The sequence below is a fragment of the Parvularcula marina genome (genome assembly GCF_003399445.1).
In the GTDB taxonomy this organism is placed as follows: domain Bacteria; phylum Pseudomonadota; class Alphaproteobacteria; order Caulobacterales; family Parvularculaceae; genus Parvularcula; species Parvularcula marina.
Map to the genome: position 1 here is coordinate 2535327 of NZ_QUQO01000001.1, position 12923 is coordinate 2548249.

Sequence of the window (12923 nt, forward strand, 5' to 3'; positions counted from 1 at the left end):
GCGGTGAGCTATGACAGACGAAAACGACACGCTGCCCAAACAGTTCGATCACCAAGAGGCCGAGGCCCGGCTTTATGCCGCCTGGGAGGATGCCGGCTGCTTTAAGCCGTCCGGGACGGGGGAGCCTTATTGCGTCGTCATCCCGCCGCCCAATGTGACGGGCAGCCTGCATATGGGCCATGCGCTCAACAATACGCTGCAGGACATCCTGATCCGCTTTAACCGGATGCGCGGCAAGAATGTCTTGTGGCAGGTCGGGACCGACCATGCGGGGATTGCGACCCAGATGGTCGTCGAGCGCCAGATGATGGAGCGCCAGGAGCCGCACCGCCGGGAGATCGGGCGCGAGAAATTCGTCGAACGGGTCTGGGAGTGGAAGGCCGAAAGCGCCGGCGCCATCCAGAACCAGCTGCGGCGCCTAGGCGCGTCCTGTGACTGGAGCCGTGAGCGCTTCACCATGGATGAGGGGCTGTCGGCGGCCGTCCGGAAAGTCTTTGTACAGCTCTATAATGAAGGGCTGATCTATCGTGACAAGCGGCTGGTCAATTGGGACCCCAAACTCCTCACCGCGATTTCCGACCTTGAGGTCGAGACGCGCGAAGTGAAAGGCCATATGTGGCACTTTGCCTATCCGTTGACGGATGGATCGGGCGAGATTGTGGTGGCGACGACACGGCCCGAGACGATGCTCGGCGATACGGGCGTTGCCGTGCACCCGGACGATGAGCGCTACAAGCACCTGATCGGGAAGACCGTGACCCTGCCGATTGTCGGACGGGAAATTCCGATTGTCGCCGATGAACATGCCGACCCCGAACAGGGGACAGGCGCGGTGAAGATCACCCCGGCGCACGACTTCAATGACTTTGAGGTCGGCAAGCGGGCGGGCCTTGAGCAGATCATCATTCTTGATTTCGAAGGCCGCATTGTGACGGACCGGGAGGATATTCCCGAGGATCTTCGCGGGCTCGACCGGTTCAAGGCGCGCGAGCGCGTCGTTGAGCTGATGGAAGCGGGCGGCCACCTCAAGGGGATTGAGGACAAGGTCATCCAGCAGCCCTTTGGCGATCGCTCGAATGTCGTCATCGAACCCATGCTGACGGATCAGTGGTATGTCGATGCCGAGACCATGGCCGAGCCGGCCCTGAAAGCCGTGCAGGAGGGGAAGACCAAATTCATCCCCGAGAACTGGACCAAGACCTATTATCAGTGGCTGGAGAATATCCAGCCCTGGTGCATCTCCCGCCAGCTCTGGTGGGGGCACCAGATCCCGGTGTGGTATGGGTTACATCTCCAACCGATTCCCGACACTAACGGAAACCTGATTGAGCATCATCCCCGATTACATTCGGAGATTCCATTTTGTGCACTGACAGTCGAGGAGATCGTTCGTGAAGCTGAAGAGTACTATGGTCGCAATGTAGTGATCATTGAAGACTACAGCGAATTTCAAAATGCATGCGAGCGGTTCGTGCTTAATTATAATGCAGATCCTGGTCCGGCGCCACTCTATCAAGATCCAGACGTTCTCGATACGTGGTTTTCGTCCGCGCTCTGGCCATTCTCGACACTGGGGTGGCCGGACGAAACGCCGGAGCTGGAGAAATTCTATCCGACCGCGACACTGTCGACGGCATTCGACATCATCTTCTTCTGGGTCGCCCGGATGATGATGATGGGGATGCACTTCATGAAAGAAGTGCCGTTCAAGGATGTTTACATCCACGCCATCGTTCGTGACGAGCACGGACAGAAAATGTCCAAATCCAAGGGCAATGTCATCGACCCGCTCATCAAGATGGATGAGTATGGGACGGACTCACTCCGCTTCACGCTGGCCGCCATGGCGGCGCCCGGCCGGGATGTGAAACTCGCCGACCAGCGGATCGAGGGCTACCGGAATTTCCGCACCAAGCTGTGGAATGCCGCGCGCTTTGCCGAGATGAATGAATGCGCTGTCGCTGAGGGTTTTGATCCGGCAAAGGTTCAAACCCCGCTCGCGCAATGGATCCTGCACGAGGCGTCAGCGGCGGAGGCGGCGATCACGACGGCACTCGACAATTACCGGTTCGATGATGCGGCGAATGCGGTTTATCAGTTCACGTGGAATATCTATTGCGACTGGTTCCTCGAATTCGCAAAGCCTGTCTTCCATGGCGAGGATGAAGCCGCGAAAGCGGAGATCCGTTCGGTCGGGGCGTATGTGCTCGACCGCATCCTTGTCCTGCTCCACCCCTTCATGCCGTTTGTGACCGAAGAATTATGGGCGCAGACGGGCAAGCGCGATGGCTTCGTGATGCTGGCGGACTGGCAGGGGCCGGGGATCGAGAACCCGCAGGCCGCGGCTGACCTCAACGCCGTCATTGAGCTGATTTCGGAAATCCGGTCGCTCAAGGCCGAGATGAATATTCCGCCTTCGGTCAAAATGCCGCTGACGGCGCTCTCTGCGGATGACGTGACCAAAGCCCGCCTGACGGGCTTTACCGATCTTATCGAACGGCTCGCCCGGATCGAGGGGATCAGCTTTGCTGAGGAACCGCCCAAAGGCGCTGCGCAGCTGGTCGTTGGCGGCGTGTCATACGCGCTCGCCATTGCCGACTTCATTGATCTTGATGCGGAGAAAGCCCGCCTCACCAAGGAAATCGGTAAGACTGAAGGCGAGATCAAGAAGATCGACGGCAAGCTGTCGAATGAGAATTTCGTCTCTCGCGCCCCCAAAGAGGTCGTTGAGGAACAGCATGCCCGCCGTGAGGCCTTCACGGCGGATCTTGAAAAGCTGAAAGCCGCACTCAGCCGGCTGGAAGCGCTTTAAGCCATCGTCACCCCGGCTGACGCGAGGCAAGGCCGAGCGGAACGCCGGGGCCCATCTCTGATCCCCTCATCCCGTCTCGATTGGTCGGGTCGGTGATGGACCCCGGGGCTTCGCCCGGGGTGACGGGAAAATTATCCCCGCTTATTTCCCCGTCAGGCAGACGCCTTCGCGGCGCGGGTCGGCACCGCATTCAACCTTGCCGTGATCGAGCCTGAATCCGTGTAGGGACGAGCTGATTTCCCGGACATTCACGGTGAGGCCATAATCCTCCATCGCGGCGACGGTCTCGGCGGGGGCTGTGTCCTCGACAAAGACAAAGCCGACGCGGGTCGTCACATGGTAATGGCTGATCGCATCCTGCCACGGCATGTCATAGCCGAGAGCGAGGAGGAGGGTTTTCGTGACATGGCCGATGATATTGGCGCCCCCGGCTGAGCCGATCGCGGCAACGGGCTTTCCGTCCTTATCCAGAACGATTGTTGGCGTCATGGAGCTGCGCGGGCGCTTGCCCGGACCAACCGCGTTGACGACGACCATGCCGTCCTGCACCGGCTCGAAGGAGAAATCCGTCAGCTCATTGTTGAGGAACATGCCCCCCGACATGAACTTGCTGCCAAAGGCCGATTCAACCGTGCCCGTCATCGAGACGATATTGCCGTACCGGTCCATGGTCGAGAAATGCGTCGTACCCGGCACTTCGTCCGATGCATCGGCCTGACGGTCCTCGTTCAGTTTGCCACCGAAAGGCTCTCCGGCGGAGACTTCTGCTGCCGAGAAGGTGCCGATGAGCGCGGAACGCTCGCGAAGATAGGCAGGCTCGATAAGGGCTTCGGCGACTTCTTCGCTCGTGATTTCCGGCGTGCCCATGGCGGTCGGGTCGCCCAGATAATCCGCGCGGTCGGCATAGGCGAGGCGGCCTGCCTCCCCATACATCATCCACAGCTCAGGCCCCGGAGTTTCAGGCAGACCCTTGGCTTCCATCATGCCGAGGGTCTGGAGCATGGCGAGCGCGGAACTTGGCGGCGCCATGGTGCAGATCTCATAGCCCTTGAAGTCGCCGCAGACGGCCTCGCGGGCGACCGGCTCATATTCGAAGATGTCATCAAGCGCGATCAGCGGCTGGCCGGCGCGGGTGGCCACGGCATCGACAATGCCTTGCGCGATATCGCCGGAATAAAAGGCCCCGGCGCCATTATCCGCAATGGTACGGACGGTTTCGGCATAGGGTGCATTCTTGAAGACGGCGCCTTCGGCAAGCGTTGATCCGTCTTCTGAGAAATAAAGCGAATGGGCCATCTCGTCGGCGGCAAGGAAGCTTGCGCTATCTTTGAGAACCTTGGCCATGCGGGGGGAGACCTCGAACCCTTCGCTAGCAAGGCGGTAGGCGTCGGCATAGAGCTCTGACCATTCAAGCCGCCCATGCTCCCTGTGCGCCATGTCCATCATCGCCACGACACCGGGCACGCCGACGGCACGGCCCGAGCCGAGCGCCACGCGGTAGCTCATCCGGCTGCCGTCATCGTTCAGGAAGAGCTCGCGGCTGGCGGTGAAGGGGGCCGTCTCCCGGCCATCATAGGCGGTCACGGCGCCGGACTGCGCGTCATAATAGAGCATGAACGCGCCGCCCCCGAGGCCGGAGGATTGCGGCTCAACAAGGCCAAGGACCGCCTGCACGGCGATCGCGGCGTCTACCGCCGTGCCGCCTTCGCGCAAGATGCGGGCGCCGGCTTCGGTTGCGAGGGGGTGGGCCGAGGACACCGCCCATTTATGTGTGGCGTCGGTTTCATTGGCTTCCGGCTGGCCTTCATCTGAGCCGATCGGGGCTGCAGCGGGCGGATCTGCTGCATCTCCTGCCTCTGGGGTTTTCTCACCACCGCCACAGGCGGCTACAGCTAAGGCAAGGCAGGCAGGCAGAATGATGTTTTTCATGGATGTTCCCCAAGGGCAGATAAACCGGACCTTACGGCCTGCCGCCACTTGCAAACAACCCAATAGCCTCTCTGGTTCCCTTTAGCGGGCCTCTATCGGCAAATTGACCTTGATCTCGCCTGCCTTCTCAAAGGTCAGGGTGATCTCGGCGGTCTCGGATTCGGCAAGCGCGGCGTCAGGATTGATGAGCATCAGGTGGTATCCGCCCGGCTTGAGCTGGACCTTGGACTGGCTGGGCAGATCGAGGTTTTCGACCTTGCGCATCTTCATCATGCCGTCATCCATCGACATTTCGTGGATCTCGACGGTGGCCAGCGGAGAGGACGCCGTCAGCAGCACATCATCCGCATCGGCGATGATATCGAGATAGGCGGCAGTCGTGAGCGAGCCGGGCTTGGGCGCTTTGACATAGCCATTCTCGATCGTGATGCCGGTTTCCGATGTCATCTCAGCATGTGTTTCGGCCGCGGGGGCGTCATCTTTGCCGCAGGCCGTGAGGGCGAAAAGCAGCGATGCAGCCGCCGCCTTGGCAATCAGGTCAGTCCGGGCCATATGCGGTCTCCTTGAAAGACATCAAAAACGTCCCGCGCCGATAGCGCCGACCCCTCCGGGCGGCAAGGCGGCAAGAGCGCGCGGGGGCGACAGGAGGCCCGATGACCCCAGCTGAAATCACAAAACTCGAACGCTATTTGCGCAGCCGCTTCCATGATGACAGCCTCGCGCTGAAAAGCGTCGAAGGCGCGCCCGCCGCCGGGGTTTATATCGGCGAGGATTTCCAGGGCATTCTGACCCGTGACGAAGACGAGGGAGAGGTTTCCTATGACTTCGTGATGCGGCTCGAAAGCGAGGAAGAAACCCTGACCGCCTGGGAAATGATGCGCCTGCAGCAGGTGCTGGCCGAGAAACTCAAGGATCCGAAGATCCTGCTCAAGACCCGCGAGAAGACGCGGGACTCAGCTGAGGTGTACACGGATGATGAGTTCCTCGGTGTGATCTTCCTCGATATCGAAGATGAGGATGGCATGGCCAGCTTCAATATGGGCATTCTCGATATCGATCTTGATGACACAGAAGGCAGTGCCTGAGACGCCGCCGCTTGAGGCGCTAAAGGCGGAACTCTCCGCCTGCCGACATTGTGAGGTTGAGGGGATCATCCCCAGCGCCAATCCGGTGTATCAGATCCCGGCGGGCGCGCGTATCGGCGTTTTCGGTCAGGCGCCGGGCAATCTTGCGCATATCGAAGGTAAGCCCTTTTTTGATCCATCCGGTGTTCGCCTTCGTGAATGGCTGGGGATGACGGAAGAAGAGTTCTACGACTCTGGCCGTCTTGCGGTTGTCCCCATGGCGTTCTGTTTTCCCGGCTATGACGGGACAGGCAAGACGGGGAAGGGTGGGGATCTGCCGCCACCCAAGGTCTGTGCGGAGATATGGCGGGAACGGATCATGAGCGCGATCATCTCCCGGCTTGATGTCGTTCTCCTGATCGGGCGCTACGCCATGAACTGGCACCTGCCGGAGGAGAAAAAGCGCGGGGTTCGCGATATCGTCGCGGATTGGGAGGCGCGCTTTGCCGAGGCGGAGGAGACGGGTCGGCTGGTCCTGCCGCTACCGCATCCAAGCTGGCGCAATACCGCCTGGCTCAAGAAAAATCCGTGGTTTGAGGAATTTGTCGTACCGCGCCTGCAGGCAGCCGTGCGGGAAGCGATGATATAAAACTTAGCGTCCCGGCGCAGACCCAGTCGGCTCTTCATCCGGCAGGATGATCGAATTGCTGTTGTCGGGGCCAGGCGTGTCTTCATCATCCGCAGGTGTCTCTGCGTCGATGTCTTCTGCCGCTTCATCCGTCATGCTGTCTTCATCGGCCGGGATGGCCTCCGGATCACCGATCGGCATCACCGAGGCTTGCGGCTCTTCTTCAGGCGCGATCTCTTCAGCGACGCTCTCGGTCGAAGTGTCCGTTTCAGAGGTCGCGCCGGACCGTTTGGACCCTGTATAGAGGTAAAGGCCGATCGACACGACGAAGATGGCAATGATCAGTCTGATGGCCCCGGTCATGGCTTTTCCCCTCTGCAGCCGCAGCTATCATAGCCGAAGGAGGGGCGGTGCGCTACTCAGCCGCTTCGGCCTCGGTAAAGCCTTCGGACTGGCGCCGCCACAATTCGGCATAAAGGCCGCCTTTTTCCAGAAGCTCCGTATGCGTGCCGGACTCGACAACGCGGCCTGCCTCGAGAACGACGATGCGGTCGGCATCGACTACCGTGGAGAGACGGTGCGCAATGGTGATCGTCGTGCGGTTCTCTTCGACCTCGCGCAGCGCGCCGATAATGCCCTGCTCGGTTGCGGAATCGAGGGCGGAGGTCGCCTCATCAAGGATCAGGATCGGTGGATCCTTCAGGACCGTGCGGGCGATGGCGACGCGCTGTTTCTCTCCACCTGAGAGTTTGAGGCCGCGCTCGCCGACCATGGTGTCATAGCCGAGCGGCAGACCGGCAATGAAGTCATGGATCTGCGCGGTGCGCGCGGCAGCCTCGATCTCTGCCTGACTGGCGCCGGGCTTGCCGTAGGCGATGTTGAAGCCGATCGTGTCGTTGAACAGCACCGTATCCTGAGGAACCATGCCGATGACACGGCGCAGGCTCTTTTGCGTCACTTCATTTATCGGCTGACCGTCGATGAGGATGTGTCCCTGATCGGTGTCATAGAAGCGGTAGAGAAGACGTGCGATCGTGGACTTACCCGCCCCCGAGGGTCCGACAACGGCCACTTTCTCTCCCGGCGCGGCCTCGAAGCTGATCCCGTGGAGGATCTGGCGTTCGGGGTCGTAGCTGAAATGCACATCCTCGAAAGTGATGGCGCCGCCGGAAATGATCAGCTCGCGTGCGTTTGTGTCGTCCTCGACCTCCGGGCCGACCTTCAGCAGGGCGAACATGCGCTCCATGTCGACCAGGGCCTGTTTGATCTCGCGATAGGCAAAGCCGAGAATGTTCAGCGGTTGGTAGAGCTGCATCATGATCAGGCTGACGCCCGTCATCTCGCCAATGCCGTACCGGCCGGAGGCCACACCGCTCGCGGTGACCCAGAGGGCTGCAACGAGGCCAAAATTGATGACCAGTGACTGTCCGAAATTAAGGAGCGCCAGCGAGGTCTGTGATTTGACGGCGGCCTTCTGATAATCGCACAGCGCCTCGTCATAGCGGGCCGCTTCATACCCCTCATTGCCGAAATATTTGACCGTCTCGTAGTTCAGCAGCGCATCCACCGAACGGGTTGTCGCGAGCTGGTCCTTTTCGTTCATGGTGCGGCGGAATTTCAGCCGCCACTCGGTCGATGACACCGTGAACCAGAAATAGATGACGACCGTCACAACGACGATGATGACGAGCGACCATTCATAACGGATGCCGAATGCGGCGGAGACCAGCGCCAGCTGGATCAGGGTCGGGCCGATATTGAAGAGGAGGAAGCGGAAGAGAAAATCGATCGCCCGCACCCCGCGTTCAATCAGCCGCGAGAGCCCGCCCGTCCGCCGTTCAAGATGGAACCGCAAGGAGAGGGAATGAAGGTGCTTGAAGACCGAGACCGCGACTTCGCGCTGGGCGGTCTGCCCGACGACCGAGAAGAAATACTCCCTGAGCTGCGGCAACCCGGCCGCCAGCAGCCGGAGAACGCCATAGCCTATGACGAACCCGGCAACCGCTGCCGTCAGGCCCAGCATCTCATCCTGCTCTGCGAGCTGGTTGATGCCGCGCGCCAGCGCGAGAGGGGCGGCGACCATGATGATCTGGCCGATCAGGATGACGGCAAAGGCCGCGATGATCCGGCGTTTGAAGTCCGGGCGGTCCTTGCGCCACATATAAGGCATCAGGAACCGGACCGAGGCGATCTGCTCGGCGAGGCTCGATTCGGCTTGCTCGCCGTCTTTGGCAGTCACACTCAAGGGAGGCATGGGGGCTATTTAGGGATTGCTGGGGGCATTGGCGAGCCGCTTGATTTGCTGTCCTGCCGCCACTTTAGGATAGGCAAGCAGGATGAAATATTTACCGCGTCCTAACTGTAATTACTGAAGTATTACGGTGTCGTGGCCCAAACAATGCGCTTCAAAACTAATCGAACCGAAAGAAATTAGCGCTAGTTCTTCTCACATGCGAGGAGTGCTAGCTTTATGAAGGGTGCCGTGTTCACCGAGCTCTTCGACTATGTCGAGGATGCCCATGGTCCTGAATTTCTTCAGGAAACGATCGATGCTGCCGACCTGCCCACAAAGGGCGTCTACGCCACGACGGGGACTTATCCGACGTCTGAAATGGTGTCTCTGGTCAGTGTTCTCTCCAACAGTTCCGGCATCGCGGTGCCAGACCTCCTCCGAGTCTTCGGCGAGCATCTCTTCGGCCGATTTACCGTTTCCTATCCGGCGCTTTTCGAGGGCTGCGATGATGCATTCTCGTTCCTCGCGTCGGTTGAGAATGTCATCCACATGGAAGTGCGTAAGCTTTATCCTGATGCTGAGCTTCCGACATTTGAAACGGCAGTACACACGGATACGCATCTCCAGCTTATCTATCGGTCGAGACGGCACATGGGAGACCTCTGCGAAGGTCTGATCAGAGGATGCCTCGCGCATTTCGAGGAAGAGGCGGTCATCACACGCACGACTCTTGAAGAGAGCCCGGATTCAGTCATCAAGTTTGACATTGAGAAGCAGCCCAAATGACAGAAAATATCGATCTTTATAAGTCTATTGCCGCTCGGGAAAAGGCGAGCCGGAAAGAGGCCGAACGGCTGCTTGAAGAAAAAAGCCGTGAGCTGTTTTCGCAGCAGGAGGCTCTGGAAGTCTCCACAGCCCATCTGAAAAAGACAGCAACGCTTCTGTCAGAAATCATGCGCGTCGCGCCGGATGGTGTTTACATGATTTCGTCCTCACTGAAGCTCCATGACTGCAATGCTGCGGCCACGGAGCAGTTGAAGATGAGCCGCGGCGAGATGTGCGGGCATGAGGCGGAGGAGTATTTCCCCGGCATCACGAGGGTGCTTGCAGACGCAGGGGACGGCTATTTCTCACTGGAACAGTTCAGGGTTCGCTCGGCTGACGGCTCATCCTTCCCGGCAGAGGTTAGGGGCTATCATGGCCCGATCGGTTCAGAGCGGATCTATCTTCTCTTCGTTCACGATATTGCAAAACGTGTAGCTTCTGAAAAGAAGCGTACACGCATTGAACAACAGCTCGACGAAGCGCGGCGCCTGGAGGCAATCGGAGCGCTTTCGGCTGGCATTGCGCATGAGATCAATACGCCGATCCAATTCATTGGCGACAATCTCGCCTTCCTTCAGGATGCGCTGAAAAAAATTCACCTATCCTGGCGGAAATATGAAGAGCTTCGCTGCGCCGTGGCAGAGGACGGGGGGTACCAGGATCAAGTCAACGTCATCGATGAGCATAGCGCAGAAGTTCGGCTGGACGTTCTGGTCAAGGATATCTTCGAATGCCTTCAGGAAAGCCAGGAAGGGATTGCGCAGGTGCGCGACATTGTCCTGCTGATGAAAGAATTTTCGCACCCGGGATCTGGCGACAGTGATAATGTCGATATCAATCGGTTGATCCGTAACTCGCTTAATATCTCCAAGAGAAATATCGATTGCGGCATCATCGTCGAGCAGGATCTGTCTGAAAACCTTCCTGAGTTGAACTGCCGGCAGAGCCAATTGCAACAGGTGATCCTCAATCTCGTCCTGAATGCGGTCGATGCGATCAAGGACAAGCGAGAAGAGGGCGGAAAAATCCGTATCTCAACGAAACCTGTGGATGGCTTTGTGCAGATCCGTATCAGCGACAATGGCGGCGGCGTGCCGCAATCGCTGCGTCAGAAGATCTTCGATCCGTTCTTCACCACCAAGCCGGTCGGCAAGGGAACCGGGCAGGGGCTGGCGCTGGCGAAAGACGTTATTGTCAAAGGGCACAGTGGCCGCCTGACACTGGTTGATGAGCCGCCATTCGATACGACCTTCCTGATCGAGTTGCCAATGGCGCATGTCATGGAAGAAATCATTTCTGCGGAGGAACATGATGTCACAGCAGCGTAGCAAAGTTCTTCTTGTTGATGACGAACCCAGATTGCTGTCCGCCCTGCGCCGGCGGCTGGCGAGTGATTTTGATATTCTGACGGCAGAAAGCGGTCCGCTGGCACTCGATATTCTTGCGACGGATGAAGAGGTCGGCATTGTCGTTGCGGACATGCAGATGCCGGAGATGAATGGCATCGAGCTTCTGACGCGATTGCGTGAAGAGTATCCGCAGATCCGGCGGATCATGCTGACCGGTAACTCCGACCAGGAAACCGCGATTGCGGCCATCAATGAAGGCGCCGTCATGCGCTTTTTGCGCAAGCCTTGTGATGCGGATGAGCTTCGGAAGATCCTCAATCAGGGATTTGAAGAACTCAAATTCATGAGCCAGGGCAGTATTGAGGGTCAGAAAGAAGACACGACCGAGGCGGATCATGCCTCCACCCGCCGGGCGTTCATCAATCTGCTGAATGCGGAGCTTTCGACGCCCGTCAGCGATCTGGTTCGGGCGGTGACCGAGTTGTCCGATGCTGATGACGCCTTTGATCCCCTATCGACGCTGACGCGCGTGCGGGATCGCGGCGAATATATGCTGATGCTGGTCGGACGCCTGATCGAATTTGCCCGCCTGCCGCATCTCTCAGAAAAAGACGATACGTCGCCGCATTGTGAGATCGTCAGCATTGTCGCTGACGAAGTCGAGCAGCTTCGCGGACTGGCGAATGAGAAGAAAGTCACGCTCTCACTCGATGCCCGCCGCCGGAAGGCGGCAGCTCTTGCCAAGGGACAGGAAGTTCGCTTGGCACTCCGTGAGCTGATCGAAAATGCGATCAAGTTCTCGCATCGCGGGGAGCATGTGAGCGTCCTGCTTCATGTTGAACAGGATGAAGTGCGGATCATGGTTGCGGATTCGGGCAGGGGGCTGACGGAGTCGGTCGCGCATGTGGCGAACTCGCCGCTTTATGTCGACAAGGATGGCCACGCCAAGCTGCATGAAGGCATGGGCTTTGGGCTGGCACTCGTCTCGACGATCGCCAAGCTCAATCACGCGAAATTCCATATTGCCCCGCGCGAGGGCGGCGGGACTTCGGCCGCCATCGGCTTCCGTCGGCCGGTCACCACGCAGGCGACAAATCTGGGCTAAGCGTTCAGACGCTCAAATCTTCGCCAAGTCGCAAGCGATCAGCAACCTGAATGATGTCCTTGAGCTCTTCTGCAAAGCGCTCAAGGTCACGGCGCGCGGCGCCCGGCTGTAAGGTCAGGGAAGGCTCGAACCTGTTCTTCCGGCAGGGGATCATGGCGAGGAATTTGCCTTCATAAAAGGCGGCCTGCATCCGGCCATCCCCCAGATCTTTGGCGAGATGGTAGAGCCGTTCCATGAAGGTTGTGGTGAGGAGCATTCGTGAGGCGATCTGATCCTCGCTGTAAACTTCGAATTCCTTTTCAAACCGAGGGTCTTCAAGGCCGACCCGTTCGAGTTTGGTGAACGCATCGCCGAACCAGTTGCCGATTGCGCCCATGTCGCGCCGGATGATCATCCGGCCACTGAAATCCTTTTTGTGTTCGAAGACGGCAAAGAGGCCATCAAAGACGGTCACATCTCTCTTGTTCTTGCCCGAACCGCGTACATCGACCAGTTTTGCTTCCATCAGGGAAAAGCGGACACCGCCCCAGACGCCGGTGATGTAATCCTCGAACCGGCGCTTGTCGTGATGCGGAATAAGACTGGAGCGGCGAAGGAATTCCATCGGAATATTGCCGCGCGCGCGATACTGGAACTCCGGCCCGAAGCTCTGAACGAAGCGATTGAAGGCTTCATTCTTGATGCTGCTTTTATAGCGCCGACCGGGTGTCTGCGCGATCGCCAGCCCGATGACCGTGATGCCGATCGCCAGCATGAGCGCTTCGCCATAGTCGAGACCGTCGAAAAAGATGGCGCCGACCAGCAGCAGCGCCAGGGCGCCGCCCCCTGCGATGCCTGCGTAAAGGCGGTACTTGTTCATCAGGCTGACAGCTTCCACGCGGCGGGTCTCAAACTCACCGCCAATGGCTGCTGCGCGCTCGGCGATCAGCTCGTCGATGGCGCGGCTGTCTTCTGTCGTCGAATTTTCCGTCAAGACGG

At 59.0% G+C, this 12923-nt stretch carries 11 protein-coding genes; 6 read left to right on the top strand and 5 right to left on the bottom strand.

Features of this window, described 5'->3' with window-relative positions; translation table 11 throughout:
• Positions 1 to 10: 10 nt before the first annotated feature.
• A complete protein-coding gene (locus DX908_RS12245; protein WP_116392598.1) occupies positions 11 to 2812 on the top strand; it encodes a valine--tRNA ligase in 2802 nt (933 codons plus the stop codon).
• A gap of 141 nt (positions 2813 to 2953) precedes the next feature.
• Here DX908_RS12245 and DX908_RS12250 read toward each other — a convergent pair whose 3' ends face one another.
• The gene (locus tag DX908_RS12250) at positions 2954 to 4741 is read right to left on the bottom strand and encodes a gamma-glutamyltransferase family protein (RefSeq protein ID WP_116392599.1); all 1788 of its coding nucleotides are present in this window, start codon (positions 4739 to 4741) and stop codon (positions 2954 to 2956) included.
• Positions 4742 to 4822: 81 nt separating this feature from the next.
• A complete protein-coding gene (locus DX908_RS12255; protein ID WP_116392600.1) occupies positions 4823 to 5293 on the bottom strand; it encodes a copper chaperone PCu(A)C in 471 nt (156 codons plus the stop codon).
• A gap of 101 nt (positions 5294 to 5394) precedes the next feature.
• Between DX908_RS12255 and DX908_RS16470 the strand changes: the two genes are divergently transcribed.
• Positions 5395 to 5826: a DUF3126 family protein gene (locus tag DX908_RS16470; RefSeq protein WP_199564701.1), complete on the top strand. Its 432-nt coding sequence runs from the start codon at positions 5395 to 5397 to the stop codon at positions 5824 to 5826.
• Positions 5804 to 6454, top strand: a complete 651-nt coding sequence (locus DX908_RS12270) for a uracil-DNA glycosylase family protein (RefSeq protein ID WP_116392601.1) — start codon at positions 5804 to 5806, stop codon at positions 6452 to 6454. Before DX908_RS16470 ends, DX908_RS12270 begins: the two co-directional genes overlap by 23 nt.
• Before the next feature lie 3 nt (positions 6455 to 6457).
• On the opposite strand, the gene DX908_RS12275 is transcribed toward DX908_RS12270, so the two are convergent.
• Together DX908_RS12275 and DX908_RS12280 are read right to left on the bottom strand one after the other, a co-directional pair.
• Positions 6458 to 6796 carry a hypothetical protein gene (locus tag DX908_RS12275; RefSeq protein WP_116392602.1) on the bottom strand — a complete coding sequence of 113 codons (339 nt, stop codon included), beginning with the start codon at positions 6794 to 6796 and terminating at the stop codon, positions 6458 to 6460.
• Between the two features lie 52 nt (positions 6797 to 6848).
• Positions 6849 to 8687, bottom strand: coding sequence for an ABCB family ABC transporter ATP-binding protein/permease (locus DX908_RS12280; protein ID WP_116392603.1), 1839 nt, complete (start codon positions 8685 to 8687; stop codon positions 6849 to 6851).
• Positions 8688 to 8903: 216 nt separating this feature from the next.
• On the opposite strand from DX908_RS12280, the gene DX908_RS12285 reads away from it, so the two are divergent.
• The 3 genes from DX908_RS12285 to DX908_RS12295 are packed head-to-tail and all read left to right on the top strand — an operon-like array spanning position 8904 to position 11945.
• A complete protein-coding gene (locus DX908_RS12285; protein ID WP_116392604.1) occupies positions 8904 to 9452 on the top strand; it encodes a heme NO-binding domain-containing protein in 549 nt (182 codons plus the stop codon).
• Positions 9449 to 10819 carry a PAS domain-containing sensor histidine kinase gene (locus tag DX908_RS12290; protein ID WP_116392605.1) on the top strand — a complete coding sequence of 457 codons (1371 nt, stop codon included), beginning with the start codon at positions 9449 to 9451 and terminating at the stop codon, positions 10817 to 10819. The genes DX908_RS12285 and DX908_RS12290 overlap by 4 nt, the downstream gene beginning before the upstream one ends.
• Positions 10803 to 11945, top strand: coding sequence for a hybrid sensor histidine kinase/response regulator (locus DX908_RS12295; RefSeq protein ID WP_158548738.1), 1143 nt, complete (start codon positions 10803 to 10805; stop codon positions 11943 to 11945). The genes DX908_RS12290 and DX908_RS12295 overlap by 17 nt, the downstream gene beginning before the upstream one ends.
• A gap of 4 nt (positions 11946 to 11949) precedes the next feature.
• On the opposite strand, the gene DX908_RS12300 is transcribed toward DX908_RS12295, so the two are convergent.
• Positions 11950 to 12918, bottom strand: coding sequence for a DUF3137 domain-containing protein (locus DX908_RS12300; RefSeq protein ID WP_116392607.1), 969 nt, complete (start codon positions 12916 to 12918; stop codon positions 11950 to 11952).
• Positions 12919 to 12923: the final 5 nt, after the last annotated feature.